This window comes from Rathayibacter sp. PhB179 (assembly GCF_004345345.1).
Classification (GTDB): domain Bacteria; phylum Actinomycetota; class Actinomycetes; order Actinomycetales; family Microbacteriaceae; genus Rathayibacter; species Rathayibacter festucae.
On the sequence record NZ_SLVD01000008.1, the window covers coordinates 182,278 to 199,513 of the forward strand.

Below are 17,236 nucleotides of genomic sequence, written 5' to 3' on the forward strand. Positions count from 1 at the left end.
GAGAGAAGGATCCATGACCGGACGCAGCAGCGCTCGCCCCCTCACCACGGCCCTCGCGGCCGTCGCCGCCGTCGGGAGCGCCGCCGCCGTCTGGGGCATCGCCGTCGAGCGGACGATGTTCACGGTCCGCCACGAGTCGGTGCCCGTCCTGCCCGCGGGCTCCGCACCGCTCCGGATCCTGCACTTCTCCGACCTGCACATGGCGCCGTGGCAGACGAAGAAGCAGGACTGGCTGCGCTCGCTCACCGCCCTGGCCCCCGACCTCGTCGTGGGTACCGGCGACAACCTCGGGCACCGCGACGGCGTCCTCGGAATCCGCCGCGCACTCGAGCCCTTCGCCGGCGTGCCCGGCGTCTTCGTCCACGGCTCGAACGACTACTTCGGCCCCCGGGTGAAGAACCCGCTGCGCTACTTCCGAGGCCCGTCGAAGAACCCCGCGCGCAACGCCAGCGACCTCGACACCGCCGCGCTGACCGGATTCTTCACCGACGAGCTCGGCTGGCAGGACCTCAACAACACGGCGCACGCCCTCACCGTCCGCGGCACCCGCGTCGAGCTCTTCGGCGTCGACGACCCGCACATCGGCCTGGACCGCATCGACCTCGTGGCGGGCGCCGTGGACGAGCTGCGGGCCTCGGCGGAGGAGCCGGCCGGCGTGAGCATCGGCGTCGCGCACGCGCCCTACCAGCGCGTCCTGGACGACTTCGTCGCGCGGGGGGCGGAGGTGATCCTCGCGGGCCACACCCACGGCGGTCAGGTCTGCGTGCCCGGCTTCGGCGCGCTGGTGACCAACTGCGACATCCCCCGCGACAAGGTCTCCGGCTTCTCCACCTGGGACAACGGCCTGCACAGCTCCTTCCTCAACGTCTCCGCCGGAGTGGGCACCTCGATCTACGCGCCGGTGCGCTTCGCCTGCCGCCCCGAGGTCAGCCTGCTGACGCTCGAGCCGGTGGCCTGAGCGGTCCCGCTCGAGGAGTCCCGCGCGAGGCGCCGCGACCGGTGTCCGACACCGCCGCGGAAATCGGCTACTATTGACGAGGCTCGTGAGCGGTTCACCGCGAAGAGTCCACCGGGGTGTGGCGCAGCTTGGTAGCGCGCCTCGTTCGGGACGAGGAGGTCGTGGGTTCGAATCCCGCTACCCCGACCGGTGAGAAGCCCGGCCAGGATCGATGATCCGGCCGGGCTTCGTCGTTCCGCGGTGCGGACGGACTGAGCGATGTCGCGGTGCGGACGGACAGGGCGACGCCGCGGTGCGGACGGACGGGCGGCGCCAGAGAGCCGATGTTCCGGCGCCAGGGCCGTCGGAGCCCGACGCAGCCGGGAAGACTGAAGCGCTCGCGCCGTCGCTGACGACGCGCTCCCTCCCGTCGCCGCAGCGACCCTCGCCGAGACGAGAACCGTGCCTCGACCCCCGACCCGGCTCACCGTCGTCGTCGCCCTCGCCTACGCCCTGGTCCTGGCCGCCGTGGTCTTCTGGCCGACACCGGTCGACGGCGGGCACGCCGGCGAGCTGAAGCAGGTCCTCGCGCAGCCCCGCGCCCAGAGCCTCGGGCTCCTCGGCTACGGCGGGATCGAGGCGACGGCGAACGTGCTGCTCTTCGTCCCGCTCGGACTGCTCGCGGTGCTGCGCCTCCGCGGGCACCGGGCGTGGCTCGCCGTCCTGCTCGGCGCGGCGACGAGCGCCGCTGTGGAGACCGTGCAGCTCCTGCTGCTGCCCCAGCGCCACGCGGACGTGCACGACGTGCTGGCGAACACCGCGGGCGCCGCGATCGGCGCGGTCCTCGGCGTCGTCCTGCGCCGACGACTCCCGGCACGACGACGCCGGAGGGCGGCGGAGCGGGACCGCGCTCGCGCACGTGTCCCGCTCCGCCGCCCTCCGGCGTGACAGGGGTCGATCCCCCGGGTGGAACGGAGCGGCCGCCGGTCAGCGGGCGGCCGTCGATCGCCGTGGATCAGCGGCCGAGGCCGCGGTACTCCCAGCCGGCGGCGCGCCAGGCGTCCTGGTCGAGGCAGTTGCGGCCGTCGACCACGAGCTTCCCGGCCACCTTCTCGCCCGCGGCGACGGGGTCGATCGCGCGGAACTGCTTCCACTCGGTGACGACCACGACGGCGTCGGCACCGCGCAGGGCCTCGTCGATGTCGGTCGTGTAGGTGATGTCGGGGTAGCGGCGGCGCGCGTTCTCGATCGCCTCGGGGTCGGTCGCGACCACGTCGGCGCCGAGGTCGTGGAAGCGGGTCGCGACGTCGAGCGACGGCGAGTCGCGGACGTCGTCCGACTCCGGCTTGAACGCGAGGCCGAGAACGGCGATCTTCCTGCCCTCGACCGAGCCGCCGAGGCCCTCGGTGACGAGGTCGACCACGCGCTGGCGGCGGCGCAGGTTGATCGCGTCGACCTCCTTGAGGAAGGCGACCGAGTCGCCCACGCCGAGCTCGTCCGCGCGGGCCGAGAAGGCGCGGATGTCCTTGGGCAGGCAGCCGCCGCCGAAGCCGATGCCGGCGTTCAGGAAGCGGCGGCCGATGCGGACGTCGTAGCCGATGGCGTCGGCGAGCTGCGTGACGTCGGCGCCGGTGACCTCCGCGATCTCGGCAATGGCGTTGATGAACGAGATCTTGGTGGCGAGGAAGGCGTTCGCCGAGACCTTGACCAGCTCCGCGGTCGCGTAGTCGGTGACCACGAGCGGCGTCTCGGCGGCCAGCGCCGTCGCGTAGACCTCGTCGAGGGTCGCCTTGGCGGCCTCGCCGGCCGCGCCCGCGGGCACGCCGTAGACCAGGCGGTCGGGGCTGATCGTGTCCTCGACGGCGAAGCCCTCGCGGAGGAACTCCGGGTTCCAGGCGAGCGTCGCGCCGCTGGCGGCGATCCGCTCGGCGAGGCGGGCGGCGGTGCCGACCGGGACGGTCGACTTGCCCACGACGAGCGAGTCCGCCGTCAGCAGCGGCAGGATGCCGTCGATCGCGGCGTCCACGTAGGTCATGTCGGCCGCGTTCTCGCCCTTCTTCTGCGGCGTTCCCACCGCGATGAAGTGCACGGCGGCGTCGGCGGCGTCGGCCGTGTTCGTCGAGAAGCGGAGGCGGCCGGAGGCCACGCCCGAGGAGAGCAGCTCGGGCAGACCGGGCTCGAAGAACGGAGCGGTGCCGGCGGAGAGCGCCTCGATCTTCGCGGGGTCCACGTCGATGCCGATGACGTCGTGGCCGAGCTCGGCCATCGCGGCGGCGTGGACGGCTCCGAGGTAGCCGCAACCAATGACAGAAAGCTTCACGGGATTTCTCCGAATCGTAGGCGGGTCGATGTCGCGTCGGCGACTGCAGGAGGGAGGAACGGGTGGAGCGGAGGGAGCCCGCGCGGCACGCGCGAGGTCAGCTCCGCGCCAATGCTCTCAGATCCCGGGAGATGTCGTGGACGGCCGCGGCGATCTCCTGAGCGACGCGGACGTGCGTGCTCTCGCTGCGGCCGATCGGATCGTCGATGTCGTCGCCCTCGCCGCGGGGCGCCCGGCCCCGGTTCGCCGCGGCGAGCCGCACCACCGAGCGCAGTCGAGCGGCGGGGTCCTCGACCGCGGGGATCGGCACCTCGGCGAGGACGAACGGGAGCACGCGGGCGAACTCGCGCAGGGTGAAGCCGCGCAGCAGGAGCGGCGGGTGGCTCCGCGACGCGTCGACGAGGTGGTCGCGGGTCATCGCGAGCATCAGGTCCGCCTCGCCCGCGAGGGCGTCGGAGAGCTTCGCGCTGACGTGGCCGGAGGGGTCGCCGCCGAGCTCGGCGGACAGGCGCGCGGAGGTCGGCTCCATCGGGTAGCCGTCCCGCGTCTGCACGCCCGCGCTGCGGAAGGCGAGGAGCGCCGCGCCACTCGGTGCGGTGAGGTCGCCCAGCTGCGCCCGCAGGAGCTGCTCCGCCATCGGCGAGCGGCAGATGTTGCCGGTGCAGACCGAGAGGACGGTGAAGACCGGAGCGGCGGGCGTCGAGGCCGCCTCACCGGGGCGCCACCCGCGCCGGGCGCGCCGCAGGCCGTCGTCTCCCGGGAACGTCATCCGCGGCCGCTCAGACCGCGCTGGGGGCCGGGGCAGGAGCCGGAGCGGCTGCCGCATCCGGACGCGCGCCCGACTTCTGCGAGCCGTAGTAGCTCGTGTAGTAGTAGCCGTAGCCGCGGCCGACCTGGCCCCGCGGGGGAACGCGGTTGAGGATGACGCCGAGGGTGTGGCCGCTGACGCGCTCGAGATTCTGGATCGCCTTGCCGAGCTCGTCGGTCGTCGTCCGGCCGGCCGAGATGACCACGAGGGCGCCGTCGGTGCGGGCGGTGAGGATCGCACCGTCGGTCACGGGCAGCAGCGGCGGGGCGTCCACGAGCACGATAGCCTCGCGGGCGATCTCGTGCAGGAGCATGTCCATGCCGTTCGAGCCGAGCAGCTCGCTCGGGTTCGGCGGGATCGAGCCCGCGCCGAGGATCCAGAGGTTGCCGGAGGGACCCCAGGGCTGGAGCACGTCCTGCAGCTCGGCCTTGCCGATCAGCAGGTCGGTGAGGCCGACCCCGGGGACGAGGCCGAAGGACTTCGCGACGGTGGGCTTGCGGAGGTCGCCGTCCACGACGACCGTGCGCTGACCGGAGGCGGCGAGCGTCACCGCGAGGTTCGCGGTCACGGTCGACTTGCCGTCGGAGGGCAGCGGGCTGGTCACGACGATGATCCGCGGCGGGCTGTCGACGTTCATGAACTGCAGGTTCGTGCGCAGCTCGCGCAGCGCCTCGGCGAGCGCGTGCTTGCCGTCGGACTTCACGTAGTCGGTCGTGTCCGCCTCGGGCACGATGCGGTTGGTCTCGTTCAGGCGCTTGTCGACGGGGAGCGTGCCGACGACCGGGAGGTCGAACAGCCGCTCCACCACCTCGGCGGTGCGGATGCGGCGGTCGAGGGTGTTGCGGACGAAGGCGTAGACGAGGCCCAGCACGAGGCCGGCCAACGCGCCGACGCCGAGCACCAGGCGCACGTTCGGGAACTCCGGGGAGGACGGCAGAGCGGCGGACTGGACGCCGGCGAGGCTGACGATGTCGCCCGCTCCCGCCTCCTGGTTCACCTGCTGGATGCGGACGGCGATCGCGTCGATCCAGGCGTCGGCGAGGGTGCGGGCGCCCTCCGGGGTGGACGCCGTCGCGCGGACGTTGAGGATCGGCGACTCCGGATCGGGAGTGACCTGGACGGCGGTGATCAGCGACTCCGCCGTCACGTCGAGCCCGAGGTTGCCGATGACGATCTCGGCGACGTTCCGCGACTTCGCGATCGGGACGTAGGTGAGGGTGCTCGACTTCGCGACGGAGTCCGCGATCTGGCGCAGGTAGATCGCCTGGCTCGGGTCTCCCCCGGCATCGGCGACGGCCGCCGAGACGAGGCCCTGGGCCTCCGCGGCGTAGCGCGGCTTCTGGGTCAGCGACCAGCCGTAGGCGACGAGGGTGCCCAGGAGCACGGCTGCGACGAGGGCGATCCAGTGATCGCGGAGAAGTCGGAGGACGTCTCTAAGTTCCACAGTGTCAAGTTCCTTCACTGGTCCGGACCGATCGGCGACTGCCGGAGACGGGCTTCAGAATCATTGCACGCCGGTGTATCGGCCCCGTTTCGGGGACCGTCAGACGTGCACCCCTTCCGGGGTGGGCTGGAGCGGAGTCGCTCTCGCGATCACGCCGAGCCCGAGCAGCTCGTCGACGGCGGCGGACACCGCGGCCGAGGCGTCGATCCCCTCCGGCGGTCCGCCGAGCTCGGCCAGCACCGCGGCGACGAGGTCGGGCAGATCGGCGCCGCCGGCCGCGGAGCGCCAGAGGACCGGCCCGATCCCGGCGAGCCGGATCACCGTGTTCTGGCGGAAGACGAGCAGCTCGCCGCTGGGCAGCGCCAGCGCGTCGTCGACCTCCGCGCGGCGCAGGGAGCCGCCGGCGGCCGCGTCCTCCGCCCCCAGCGGAAGCGCGACGACGTCGTGCCAGACCGCCGGCGCCGGCTCGGCCGGAGCGGCGAGCAGACCGTCGACGAGATCGAGCACGTCCGCCGCCTCGGAGTAGACCAGTCGATTCGCGCCACCGACCGAGGCGATCGTGCGGACCAGCGCCGAGAGAGCCCTGGGCCGGGCGGCGAGGTAGGACGTCTGGGGCACCAGGGCGTCGATCGCCACGGTCGGCTCGACCTGCTCGAGGCGGGGCGCGTCGACGCCGTCACGGCGCTCGAGCAGGACGATCCCGGCCAGCACGAGCGGCGCCTGCGGAACGGGGCGCAGACCGAGGTCGACCGGCGAGAGCTGGGCCTTCGGCGCGCTGCCGGTCGCGGGCTTCACCGACAGCGGCTTCGGATAGGGCAGCACTGTGCCGTCGGGCGTGACGGCGACCGTCTCGTCCGTCACATAGCCGAAGCGCTCGCCCAGCACCCGCGAGGCGGTCGTCTTGCCGGTCCCGGAGGCGGCCACGAACGCGAGCACGCGGCCGTCGTCGGCGGCGACGCCGCAGGCGTGCAGCATCAGGAGGTCGCTGCGGCGCTCACCGATGGCCTCGAGCGTGAGGGTCGACGTGAGCGACTCCTCGAGCTGCGCGACGGAGTGCGAGAGGACCCGCGCGCCACCCGGCGGGACCGCGCCGGGACGCGGCACATCGGCCGAGATCACGCGCGCGTCGGCGCTGTCGGCGGCGGCGCAGGAGCGCCAGCTGCTCCGGATCCGCGCGACGTCCTCGTCGGACAGTCCGGGCCCGAACTCGACGCGGAACGGGACCTCGAGGATCGCCAGCGACATGCTGCGCGGTCCGGATCGCTCGTCACCGGGCTGGTCGGCACCCGTCTGCACGGAGGAGCTCAATACGCCCCGTCCCTCGCCAGGACCGCGCGAGCGGTCTTGAAGAGGATGACGATGTCGCCGGTCATCGACCAGTTCTCGACGTAGTAGAGGTCGAGGCGGACGGTGTCCTCCCACGACAGGTTGGAGCGGCCGCTCACCTGCCAGAGGCCGGTGATGCCGGGCTTCATCAGGAAGCGGCGGTGCACGTGCTCCTCGTACTGCTCCACCTCGCGCGCCAGCGGCGGGCGGGGGCCGATCAGCGACATGTCGCCGCGGAAGACATTGAGGAACTGCGGCAGCTCGTCGAGGCTGAAGCGGCGGAGGACGGTGCCGACCTTGGTGACCCGGGGGTCCTTGGCCATCTTGAAGAGGATGCTGTTGCCCTCGTCGCGCTGCTGGGCGGCGAGCTCGGCGAGGCGCGCCTCGGCGTCGACCACCATCGAGCGGAACTTGAGCATCTCGAAGGTCGAGCCGTTCAGCCCGATGCGCTCCTGGCGGAACAGGATCGGGCCCGGGCTGGTCGTCTTCACCAGCACCGCGACGACGATCAGCACGGGAGCGCTGAGGATGATCAGCATCGTCGACGCGGCGATGTCGAAGAGCCGCTTCGCGAAGCGCTGGCGGCCGTCGAAGCGCGGGGTCTCGACGTGGATCAGTGGCAGGCCGGCGACCGGCCGGGTGTGGATGCGCGGGCCGCCGATGTCGGTGAGGCTCGGCGCCACGACGAGGTGCTCGCGGCCGGGCTCGAGCGTCCAGCTGAGCTCGCGGATGCGCTGCGGGGCCAGCTCGTCGGAGCTCGTGACGACGACGGTGTCGGCACCGGTCGCGTCCATCACGGCGCGCACGCCGTCGATCCCGGAGAAGCCGTGCAGCGAGAGGCCCGCCAGCTCGGCCTCGCTCGTGAGCGCCTCGGCGCCGCCGACGGAGGTGGAGACCGCGCCGACCAGCTTGTAGCCGGCCTCGGTGCCGCGCCGGAGCTCGCGTGCGGTGTGCAGCACGCTCGCGCGGGAGCCGAGCAGGACGACCTGGCTGGAGAAGCGGCCGACCTTGCGCTGGCGGGTCAGCCAGGAGCGCCAGACCAGACGGCCGACGCAGATCAGCAGGATCCCGGCGGGGAACGCCGTGATGATGTAGCCGCGCGCCAGCAGGATCTGCAGGAGGTAGGCGATGATCGCGACGATGCCGAACAGCCAGATGGAGGCGTCGACGATCCGCCGGTACTCGACGTAGCCGGTCCCGACGATGCGGCGGTCGCGGGTGTCGAAGACCTGCAGGGCGAGGAGCCAGCCGATCGAGAGCACGACGGACACCCAGGTGTAGCTGACGGCGATGTCCACGGGGTTGTTGAAGCCCACGTCGGAGTTCAGGTCGAGATCGAACCAGAACAGCTGCGTGCCGAAGACCGAGACGAGGATCGCGACGACATCGGTGGCGAGGAGGCGCCGGCGGTAGTCCTGCTCCCAGGACGGACGGCGCTTCGGCGGAGTCTCCTGCGAAGCCATCGAACCCCCCGGTCTCGCGTGCTGCGTCGGAAGGCCTGCGTGCGTTTCCGGTGATGTCACGCCCGCAAGGCTACCCACTTCCCTGTTTCATTCGGGTCACGCCCGATGAGCACTGCTCGACACTGCTAGCCGCGCAGGCGTCCGCGGCTCTCCTGCAGGTAGCACGAGCCGCAGAGCGACTCGTAGGTGACCTCGGCCCCGTCGATGGCGACCTGGTCCCCGTCGAAGACGAATCGGCCGTCGACCACCCGGCCGTTGAAGATCGCCTTCCGCCCGCAGCGGCAGATCGTCTTCAGCTCCTCGAGGCTGTGCGCGATCTCGAGGAGCCGCCTGCTTCCGGGGAACGCGGCGGTCCGGAAGTCGGTCCGGATGCCGTAGGCGAGGACAGGGACGTTCTCCAGGATCGCGATCCGGAGCAGATCGTCGACGTGCGACTCCGGCAGGAACTGCGCCTCGTCGACGAGCAGTGCACTGACGTCGCGGGCCGTCTCGGCGAGCACGCGGGCGCGCGCGGCGGAGAAGACGGCGACCGGATCGCCGTCGGGCTCGAACAGGATGTCCACCGGACGGGTCACGCCGAGGCGGGACACGATGAGCTCGTCGCCCTTGGTGTCGACGGCCGGCTTCGCGAGCAGCACCCGGTGCCCGCGCTCCTCGTAGTTGTGCGCGGCCTGCAGGAGCGAGGTGCTCTTGCCGCTGTTCATCGCGCCGTAGCGGAAGTAGAGCTTCGCCATCAGGTCCTGTCTCTGCTCGTGGGCGGGCGGTGCCCGCGGGCCGCGCCGGGCGCGGTCCTCGTGGTCGTGGTCGTGGTCGTCGTGGTGGTCGTGGTGATCGTCGTGCCGTCCGCGGTCGTGCCGGTCACTCGAGGAGGCCGTCCTCCGCCGCCCGCCGGATCAGGTCGGCGCGCCGGCTGGCCGGGCGGCCGATCTTGGCGTACTTCTGCCGGACGCGGCGCAGGTAGGTCTTCGCCGTCTCGAACTGCACGTTCATCCTCGCGGCGACCTCGGGAGTGCTGGCGCCGGCGACGTAGTGGCGCAGCGCCTCCAGTTCCCCCGCGCTCAGGCGCGGACGCTGCTGCGCGGCCACCCCGATCGGGAGGGGGCGCCACTGCGCGGCGGACCCCGCGGTGGAGCGCATCGCCATCGCCGAGCGCGCCGCCTCCATCACGTCCTGCATCGACTGCGCCTTCGTGAGGTGCCGGGCGGCGCCGGCCCGCAGCGAGCGCTCGCGGATCTCGTCGTCCTCGCGCTCGGCGAGGACGATCACGGTCGCGCCCGCGGCACGGCAGGTGCGGATCCGCGCCTCGATCGAGATCGGCTCGCTCAGCTCGAAGTCCATCAGGACGACCTGCGTCGGGAACACCGTGCTGGTGACCAGCTCCATCCAGGTGCCGGCGCTCACGACGAGCTCGAAGTCCGGGGCGTTGGCGGCGATCCAGCTGCTCATGCTGTCCAGGAGCAGCTCGTGGTCGTCGAGGATGCCGAGCCGGACCGGTCGCGCGCCGCCGTCGGCGGAGGGGGTCTCGGCGGACCGGGACTCAGCGGACCGGGTCTCGACGGACCGGGACTCTGCGGCCCGGGCGGAGGAGCCGGACGTCGGCTCACCGGGGCGAGGGAGCATGCGACGATCCTAGCCGCGGGGCCGGATTGCCTCCGCGGCCCTCTCAGAACAGCGTCGGCTGGCCCACGCCGGGCAGCATCGAGGCGCCGTCCTCGCCCAGTTCGCGGAGGATCAGACCGCCGCCGCGGAGACCGGCGTGCCGAGCCGGCTCGTCGCCGTCCTTCGGGCGGCCGTGCTCGCCCCCGAGGGTCCGCAGCACGCCGAGCGAGGGCAGCGCCGAGGCGCCGCGCGCGGTCGGTCCGAGCGCGGAGGAGCGCATCGAGCCGGTCGCCGGGTCGGCCTCCCCCTCCTCCAGCCGGTGGTCGCGCATCAGCGGGCGGATCCGGGCGGACAGCCAGCTGCGGTAGTCCGCCGGCGCGTAGGCGGAGCGCCCGGGATACAGGGAGCGGTAGCGGTCGAGCAGCTCGGGGTGCTCCTGCGCGAGCCACTGCAGGAACCACTCCTTGACCCCGGGCTTGAGGTAGAGGGTCGAGTACATGATCGTGCTCGCCCCCGCCTCGCGGCAGGCGCGGAGCGAGGCGTCCAGGTGGGCGCGGGTGTCGGTGAGGAACGGCAGGATCGGCATCAGGAAGACCGAGCACTCGAAGCCCGCCTCGCGGGCGGCCGTGACGGTCGCCAGCCGGGCCGCGGCGGACGGAGCGCCGGGCTCGATCGAGCGCTGCAGATCCTCGTCGAAGACCGCGATCGAGACGCCGAGGTCGACGGGCACGTGCTCGGCGGCCTCGCGCAGCAGCGGCAGGTCGCGCCGGAGCAGCGAGCCCTTGGTCAGGATCGAGATCGGGGTGCCGGAGGCGGCCAGCGCGGCGATGATGCCGGGCATCAGCCGGTAGCGGCCCTCCGCCCGCTGGTACGGGTCGGTGTTGGTGCCGAGCGCGACGGGGTGCCGCTCCCAGCTCGGCCGGGCGAGCTCCCGGGTGAGCACCTCGGCGACGTTCACCTTGACGACGATCTGCGAGTCGAAGTCGCGCCCGCCGTCGAACTCGAGGTACTCGTGGGTGGGCCGGGCGAAGCAGTAGGTGCAGGCGTGAGTGCAGCCGCGCATCGGGTTGATCGTCCAGCCGAACGGCATCTTCGACGAGGAGTGCACCCGGTTCAGCGCCGACTTGGCGAGCACCTCGTAGAAGGTGATGCCGTCGAACTCGGGGGTGCGGACGGTGCGGACCAGCTCAGTGAGCTTCACCAGGCCCGGGAGCGCGGCCTCGTCCGCCGCGCCGATCGCCTGTCCGCTCCACCTCATGCATCCATTAGAACATGTGTTCGAACGTTTCCGGTGGATCCATGCTGGTCGAGTAGCCGCGAAGCGGTGTATCGAGACCCGCCGTCCTCAGCAGGTCGGGTCTGCAGACCCGTCTTCTGACGACGGCGGATCTCGATACGCCCGCTGCGCGGGCTACTCGATCAGCATGCGGCTTCGCGCCCTCGGTGCTCAGACGGAGGCGCGGAGCGCGAGCGCCTCCGAGGTGGCGGCGACGGTGCGCTCGGCCGTCTCCGGGGCGTCGTTGAGCGTCGAGCCGTAGCTGGGGACGAGCGAGCGGATCCGCGGCTCCCAAGCCTTCATCCGGTCGGGGAAGCAGCGCTTGACGATGTCCAGCATGATCGGCACGGCCGTCGAGGCGCCGGGCGAGGCGCCGAGCAGACCGGCGATCGTGCCGTCGGCGCCGGTGATGACCTCGGTGCCGAACTGCAGCACGCCGCCCTTCTTCTCGTCCTTCTTCATCACCTGGACGCGCTGGCCGGCGGTGATCAGGTACCAGTCCTCGGAGCGGGCGGTGGGCAGGAACTCGCGCAGCGCCTTCATCTTCTTGTCGCGACCGGCCAGCACCTCGCCGAGCAGGTACTTCATCAGGTCGAGGTTGTCGCGGGCGACCGCGAGCATCGGGCCGATGTTGTGCGGGCGGATCGACAGCGGCAGGTCGAGCCAGGAGCCGCGCTTGAGGAACTTGGGGGTGAAACCGGCGTACGGGCCGAACAGCAGCGAGGCCTGGCCGTCGACGACGCGGGTGTCGAGGTGCGGGACCGACATCGGCGGGGCGCCGACAGCGGCCTTGCCGTAGACCTTCGCCTGGTGCCGGGCGACGATCGCCGGGTTGTCGGTCCGGAGGAACTGCCCCGAGATGGGGAAGCCGCCGAAGCCCTTGATCTCGGGGATGCCGGACTTCTGCAGCAGGTGCAGCGCACCGCCGCCGGCGCCGACGAAGACGAAGCGGGCGACGACCTTCTTGGGCGTGCCGCCGACCTTCTGCTTGAGGTCCAGGCGCCAGGTGCCGTCCTTCTGCCGGGTGATGCCGGTGACCTCGTGGCCGGTGTCGAGCGTGCCGCCGTGCGCGACGACGTGGTCGAAGAGCTGGTGGGTGAGCGCGCCGAAGTCGACGTCGGTGCCGGCCGGGATGCGCGTCGCGGCGTACGGTCCGCCGCCCGCGGGGCGCTGCTCCATCAGCAGAGGCGCCCACTCGTGGATGGTCTTCGTGCTCTCGGTGAACTCCATGCCGGCGAAGAGCGGCTGGTCCTTCAGCGCCTCGTAGCGCTTCCGGAGGTACTCGACGTTGGCCTCGCCGTGCACGAAGGTCATGTGCGGAGCGGAGTTGATGAAGCTCGAGGGCTCGCGGATGTCACCGGCCTCGACCAGGCTCGACCAGAACTGGCGCGAGATCTGGAACTGCTCGTTGATCTGGATCGCCTTGGCGGGGTCGACCGATCCGTCGGCCGCCTCGGGCATGTAGTTCAGCTCGCAGAGGGCGGCGTGGCCCGTGCCTGCGTTGTTCCAGGGGTTCGACGACTCCTGTGCCACGTCGCCGAGGCGCTCGTACGCGGCGATGGTCCAGTCGGGCTGGAGCTTGGTGAGGAGTGCACCGAGGGTGGCACTCATGATGCCCCCACCGATGAGGGCGACGTCGACCGGTTCCGAGGAGTTCACGAGAGTCGAGTTTACCGTCGGGCGCCGGGCGGGAGGCGGGCCGGGGGGCCGCTCCCCCATCAAATTGACGGCTTTTCCCGTCGGCGGGCGGCGGCGGCGGCCGCTGCTCGGGCGGGTGGGTCTCGATACGCCGCTCCGCGGCTACTCGACCAGCATGCAACCACCGCGGCGCGCAGGCGAGCGCCCCCCACGCAGGTGCCGCGGCGCGCAGGCGGGCGCCCCATGCTGATCGAGTAGCCCTCGCAGAGGGCGTATCGAGATCCGCCGTCGCAGAGACGGCGGCCGGAAGCCACCGTCCTGAAGGCGTGGGTCTCGATACGCCGCTCCGCGGCTACTCGACCGGCATGGCGGTCCGTCGGGTCAGGCGACGGGCTGCTTCGCCGCGATCAGCTCGGCGATCTGGACGGCATTGAGCGCCGCGCCCTTGCGGAGGTTGTCGTTGCTGATGAAGAGGGCGAGGCCGCGGCCCTCCGGGGCGCCCTCGTCGGCGCGGATGCGGCCGACGTAGCTCGGGTCGCTGCCGGCGGCCTCGAGCGGGGTCGGCACCTCGCGCAGCGCGACTCCGGGGGCGTCGGCGAGCAGCTCGCGGGCGCGCTCGGGGCTGAGCGGCGCCGAGAACTCGACGTTCACCGAGAGCGAGTGGCCGGTGAAGACCGGCACGCGCACGCAGGTGCCCGAGACCAGCAGGCCGGGCAGCTCGAGGATCTTGCGGCTCTCGTTGCGGAGCTTCTTCTCCTCGTCGGTCTCGTTCAGGCCGTCCTCGACGAGGCTGCCGGCGAAGGGGATGACGTCGAAGGCGATCGGCGCGACGTACTTGTCCGGCGCCGGGAAGGCGACCGCCGAGCCGTCGTGCACGAGGTCGAGCAGGTGCTCGTCGGCGACGGCCGCGCGGACCTGGCCGGCCAGCTCGTTCGCGCCGGCGAGGCCGCTGCCGGAGACGGCCTGGTAGGTGCTGACGATGAGGCGGGTGAGCCCGGCCTCCTGGTCGAGGACCTTGAGGATCGGCATCGCGGCCATCGTGGTGCAGTTCGGGTTCGCGATGATGCCCTTCACGGCCTGCTCGATCGCGTGCGGGTTGACCTCGCTGACGACCAGCGGGACCTCGGGGTCCATCCGCCAGGCGCTGGAGTTGTCGATGACGACGGCGCCCGCGGCGGCGAAGCGCGGTGCCTGCGCACGCGACCCCGTCGCTCCGGCCGAGAAGAGCGCGATGTCGAGCCCCGAGGGGTCGGCGGTCTCGGTGTCCTCGACCACGATGTCCTCGCCACGGAACGGCAGGGTGGTGCCGGCCGAGCGGGCGGTCGCGAAGAAGCGGATCGACGCGATCGGGAAGTCGCGCTCCTCGAGGAGGCGGCGCATGACGGTGCCGACCTGGCCGGTGGCGCCGACGACTCCGACGTGGAGGGGGGTGCTGCTCATGCTGGGCTCTTTCGTCCGTGGGCCGCTCGCGGAGGAGCGGCACGAAGGGGGTGCTGGCGGGAGGGCCGGGGCGGGCTCCCCGGAGACGGTACCGAACGACGGCGGAGTCGACGGGGCCGGAAGGTGCGATCGGCGGGATCGCGAGGGCGATCGGCGGTCAGCGCCCGGTGCCGGCGTAGACGACGGCCTCGTCCTCGGCGTCGAGGCCGAAGGCGGTGTGCACGACGCGGAGGGCGTCGTTCACCGTGTCGGCGCGGGTCACGACCGAGATGCGGATCTCGCTCGTGGAGATCATCTCGATGTTGATCCCGGCCTCGTAGAGCGAGCGGAACAGCTTGGCCGAGACGCCCGCGTTGGTGCGCATGCCAGCGCCGACGAGGGCGAGCTTGGCGATCTGGTCGTCGTACTGCAGCGACTCGAAGCCGACCTCGTCCTTCTCGGCGTTGAGCGCCGTGAGGACGGTCTGGCCGTCGGCCTTGGGCAGCGTGAAGGAGATGTCGGTGCGGCCGGTCGCGGCGGCGGAGACGTTCTGCACGATCATGTCGATGTTCGAGCCGGTCTTCGCGACGATCGTGAAGATCTGCGCGGCCTTGCCCGGGATGTCGGGCACGCCGACGACGGTGATCTTGGCCTCGTTGAGATCGGCGGCGACTCCGGCGATGATCGGCTCTTCCACGGGCTGTCCATTCTTCTCGGTGCTTCCGGGGGCGTCCTCGCCGGGCACGGCGTTGTAGACGATGGTGCCCTCGTTGGGGCTGAACGACGAGCGCACGTGCAGGGTGACGCCGTGGCGGCGGGCGAACTCGACGGCGCGGATGTGCAGGACCTTCGCGCCGGCGGCGGCGAGCTCGAGCATCTCCTCGCTGGAGATGCGGTCGAGCTTGCGGGCCTTCTTGACCACCCGTGGGTCGGCGGTGAAGACGCCGTCGACGTCGGTGTAGATCTCGCAGGTGTCGGCGCCGAGGCCGGCGGCGAGCGCGACCGCGGTGGTGTCCGAGCCGCCGCGGCCGAGGGTGGTGATGTCCTTGGTGTCGCGGTTGAAGCCCTGGAAGCCGGCGACGATGACGACCGCGTTCTCGTCCAGCGCGGCGCGCAGGCGGACCGGGGTGATGTCGACGATGCGGGCGGCGCCGTGCTGGGCGTCGGTGATCATGCCGGCCTGGCTGCCGGTGAAGGAGCGGGCGTCGTAGCCCATGCTCTTGATCGCCATGGCGAGCAGCGCCATCGAGATCCGCTCGCCGGAGGAGAGCAGCATGTCGAGCTCGCGGGGCGCGGGGATCGGCGTGACCTGGTGGGCCAGCTCGAGCAGGTCGTCGGTGGTGTCGCCCATCGCGGAGACGGCGACGACCACGTCGTTGCCGGCCTGCTTCGTCGCGACGATGCGCTTCGCGACCCGCTTGATGCTCTCCGCGTCGGCGACGGAGGACCCGCCGAACTTCTGGACGATCAGGCTCACGCGCTACTCCCGGGTCAGTGGCTCGGGCCGTGGCGACCCGACGCAGGAGTCTACCGGCGGGCGCATGCGCGAGGGGTCATGTTGCGGCGGCGGCTGTCGGGGTGTCCTCGGGGCGGGCCGGTGAGGTGCCTTCGGCACTCGGAACCGGCTCCGGCACGCGGGAACGGGCGGATTCGACGAGCCGGAGATGAATCCGCGAGCCGGAGATCCGGTTCGGAGACGTTCGGCACGCGGGAATTGGCCCGGCACGGCAAAACCGACGGAATCCACGAGCCGGAGGTACTTCGGCGAGCCTGAGATCCGATTCGGAGATGTTCGGCACGCGGGAGCAGGCTCGGCACGCCGGAACCGAACGAAACCACGAGCCGGAGGTGGATCCGCGAGCCGGAGGTCCGGTCCGGGGACGTCCGGCACGCGGAAACGGGCACGGCACGCCAGGACCGACCGAAACCACGAGCCGGAGGTGGATCCGCGAGCCCGAGGTCCGATACAGGGACGTCCGGCACGCGGAAACGGGCACGGCACGCCAGGACCGACCGAAACCACGAGCCGGAGATGAATCCGCGAGCCCGAGGCCCGATACAGGGACGTCCGGCAGGCGGAAACAGGCTCGGCACGCCGGAACCACGAGCCGGAGGTGGATCCGCGGGCCGGAGGTCCGATCCGGGGACGTCCGGCACGCGGAAACCGGCACGGCACGCCGGAACCGACCGGAACCGCGAGCCGGAGGTGGATCCGCAAGCCCGAGGTCCGGTCCGGGGACGTCCGGCACGCGGAAACAGGCTCGGCACGCCGGGAGCGACCAAGACCACGAGCCGGACGTGGATCCGCGAGCCGGAGGTGGGCGACGAGGGGCGGGGCGGCCCGTGTCAGTTCTCGACGAGGCGGCGGCCCTCGAAGGCGCGGCCGAGGGTGATCTCGTCGGCGTACTCGAGGTCGCCGCCGACGGGGAGGCCGGAGGCGAGGCGGGTGATGCGGATGCCGAGGGTGCTGAGCATGCGGGAGAGGTAGGTCGCGGTCGCCTCGCCCTCGAGGTTGGGGTCGGTCGCGATGATGACCTCCTGGACCTCGCCGTCGGCCAGGCGCTGCAGCAGCTGGCGGATCCGGAGCTGGTCGGGGCCGATGCCGTCGATCGGGCTGATCGCGCCGCCGAGCACGTGGTAGAGGCCGCGGAACTCGCGGGTGCGCTCGATGGCGGGGACGTCCTTCGCCTCCTCGACCACGCAGATGACGGCGCGGCTGCGGCGCGGGTCGCGGCAGATGCCGCAGGTGGCCTCCTCCGCGACGTTGCCGCAGATGTCGCAGAAGTGCACGCGGTTGCGCAGCTCCAGCAGGATCTCGGCGAGACGCGTGACGTCGAACGTCTCGGTCTGCAGGATGTGGAACGCGATGCGCTGGGCCGACTTCGGGCCGATGCCGGGGAGCCGGCCGAGCTCGTCGATCAGCTCCTGGACGATGCCTTCGTACATGCGGGCGCCTCCTCTCGGGATGCGGATTCAGTGGTGAGGAGTGCGGGAGCGAGGAGCGGG

15 protein-coding genes and 1 tRNA gene are annotated in these 17,236 nt (G+C 71.9%); 3 read left to right on the forward strand and 13 right to left on the reverse strand.

Annotated features, from left to right (window positions below; translation table 11 throughout):
- Positions 1-13 precede the first annotated feature (13 nt).
- The 3 genes from EDF43_RS16530 (at position 14) to EDF43_RS16540 (ending at position 1,885) form a co-directional block, all read left to right on the forward strand.
- Positions 14-958 carry a metallophosphoesterase gene (locus EDF43_RS16530; protein ID WP_123705204.1) on the forward strand — a complete coding sequence of 315 codons (945 nt, stop codon included), beginning with the start codon at positions 14-16 and terminating at the stop codon, positions 956-958.
- A 112-nt stretch (positions 959-1,070) separates the two neighbouring features.
- Positions 1,071-1,144 (forward strand) — tRNA-Pro (locus EDF43_RS16535).
- Positions 1,145-1,399: 255 nt separating this feature from the next.
- Positions 1,400-1,885 (forward strand): VanZ family protein, encoded by a 486-nt coding sequence (locus EDF43_RS16540; protein ID WP_132437670.1) that lies wholly within the window; start codon positions 1,400-1,402, stop codon positions 1,883-1,885.
- A gap of 67 nt (positions 1,886-1,952) precedes the next feature.
- Here EDF43_RS16540 and EDF43_RS16545 read toward each other — a convergent pair whose 3' ends face one another.
- From EDF43_RS16545 to recR, 13 genes are all read right to left on the reverse strand, one after another.
- Complete coding sequence (locus EDF43_RS16545) at positions 1,953-3,257, reverse strand: UDP-glucose/GDP-mannose dehydrogenase family protein (protein ID WP_132437669.1); 1,305 nt, start codon at positions 3,255-3,257, stop codon at positions 1,953-1,955.
- A 97-nt stretch (positions 3,258-3,354) separates the two neighbouring features.
- Complete coding sequence (locus EDF43_RS16550) at positions 3,355-4,026, reverse strand: low molecular weight phosphatase family protein (RefSeq protein ID WP_165909147.1); 672 nt, start codon at positions 4,024-4,026, stop codon at positions 3,355-3,357.
- A 10-nt stretch (positions 4,027-4,036) separates the two neighbouring features.
- Positions 4,037-5,509, reverse strand: coding sequence for a polysaccharide biosynthesis tyrosine autokinase (locus EDF43_RS16555; RefSeq protein ID WP_243646342.1), 1,473 nt, complete (start codon positions 5,507-5,509; stop codon positions 4,037-4,039).
- A 99-nt stretch (positions 5,510-5,608) separates the two neighbouring features.
- Positions 5,609-6,817, reverse strand: a complete 1,209-nt coding sequence (locus tag EDF43_RS16560) for a hypothetical protein (RefSeq protein WP_132437666.1) — start codon at positions 6,815-6,817, stop codon at positions 5,609-5,611.
- Entirely contained in the window at positions 6,814-8,298 is a 1,485-nt protein-coding gene (locus EDF43_RS16565; RefSeq protein WP_123737558.1) for a sugar transferase, read from the reverse strand. Before EDF43_RS16565 ends, EDF43_RS16560 begins: the two co-directional genes overlap by 4 nt.
- Positions 8,299-8,423: 125 nt before the next feature.
- Positions 8,424-9,032: a thymidine kinase gene (locus EDF43_RS16570; protein WP_123447696.1), complete on the reverse strand. Its 609-nt coding sequence runs from the start codon at positions 9,030-9,032 to the stop codon at positions 8,424-8,426.
- The gene (locus EDF43_RS22545) at positions 9,032-9,160 is read right to left on the reverse strand and encodes a hypothetical protein (RefSeq protein WP_279389009.1); all 129 of its coding nucleotides are present in this window, start codon (positions 9,158-9,160) and stop codon (positions 9,032-9,034) included. Before EDF43_RS22545 ends, EDF43_RS16570 begins: the two co-directional genes overlap by 1 nt.
- The gene (locus EDF43_RS16575; RefSeq protein ID WP_123737557.1) at positions 9,157-9,918 is read right to left on the reverse strand and encodes a response regulator transcription factor; all 762 of its coding nucleotides are present in this window, start codon (positions 9,916-9,918) and stop codon (positions 9,157-9,159) included. The genes EDF43_RS22545 and EDF43_RS16575 overlap by 4 nt, the downstream gene beginning before the upstream one ends.
- Positions 9,919-9,961: 43 nt before the next feature.
- Positions 9,962-11,155 (reverse strand): Rv2578c family radical SAM protein, encoded by a 1,194-nt coding sequence (locus EDF43_RS16580; protein ID WP_132437665.1) that lies wholly within the window; start codon positions 11,153-11,155, stop codon positions 9,962-9,964.
- 189 nt (positions 11,156-11,344) lie between these two features.
- Positions 11,345-12,892 (reverse strand): malate:quinone oxidoreductase, encoded by a 1,548-nt coding sequence (locus EDF43_RS16585; RefSeq protein WP_123737555.1) that lies wholly within the window; start codon positions 12,890-12,892, stop codon positions 11,345-11,347.
- A 300-nt stretch (positions 12,893-13,192) separates the two neighbouring features.
- Positions 13,193-14,251, reverse strand: coding sequence for an aspartate-semialdehyde dehydrogenase (locus EDF43_RS16590; RefSeq protein WP_132437664.1), 1,059 nt, complete (start codon positions 14,249-14,251; stop codon positions 13,193-13,195).
- Between the two features lie 157 nt (positions 14,252-14,408).
- On the reverse strand, positions 14,409-15,707 hold the full coding sequence (locus tag EDF43_RS16595) for an aspartate kinase (RefSeq protein ID WP_123447701.1): 1,299 nt from the start codon (positions 15,705-15,707) through the stop codon (positions 14,409-14,411).
- An 869-nt stretch (positions 15,708-16,576) separates the two neighbouring features.
- A complete protein-coding gene (gene recR, locus EDF43_RS16600) occupies positions 16,577-17,176 on the reverse strand; it encodes a recombination mediator RecR (protein WP_123447702.1) in 600 nt (199 codons plus the stop codon).
- Positions 17,177-17,236: the final 60 nt, after the last annotated feature.

Excerpts from the sequence above, each read along its gene's own strand:
- EDF43_RS16530 (WP_123705204.1), top strand. The coding sequence starts at position 14 with ATGACCGGACGCAGCAGCGCTCGCCCCCTCACCACGGCCCTCGCGGCC.
- EDF43_RS16550 (WP_165909147.1), bottom strand. The coding sequence starts at position 4,026 with ATGACGTTCCCGGGAGACGACGGCCTGCGGCGCGCCCGGCGCGGGTGG.
- EDF43_RS16565 (WP_123737558.1), bottom strand. The coding sequence starts at position 8,298 with ATGGCTTCGCAGGAGACTCCGCCGAAGCGCCGTCCGTCCTGGGAGCAG.
- EDF43_RS16570 (WP_123447696.1), bottom strand. The coding sequence starts at position 9,032 with ATGGCGAAGCTCTACTTCCGCTACGGCGCGATGAACAGCGGCAAGAGC.
- EDF43_RS16575 (WP_123737557.1), bottom strand. The coding sequence starts at position 9,918 with ATGCTCCCTCGCCCCGGTGAGCCGACGTCCGGCTCCTCCGCCCGGGCC.
- EDF43_RS16580 (WP_132437665.1), bottom strand. The coding sequence starts at position 11,155 with ATGAGGTGGAGCGGACAGGCGATCGGCGCGGCGGACGAGGCCGCGCTC.
- EDF43_RS16585 (WP_123737555.1), bottom strand. The coding sequence starts at position 12,892 with ATGGGGGAGCGGCCCCCCGGCCCGCCTCCCGCCCGGCGCCCGACGGTA.
- EDF43_RS16590 (WP_132437664.1), bottom strand. The coding sequence starts at position 14,251 with ATGAGCAGCACCCCCCTCCACGTCGGAGTCGTCGGCGCCACCGGCCAG.
- recR (WP_123447702.1), bottom strand. The coding sequence starts at position 17,176 with ATGTACGAAGGCATCGTCCAGGAGCTGATCGACGAGCTCGGCCGGCTC.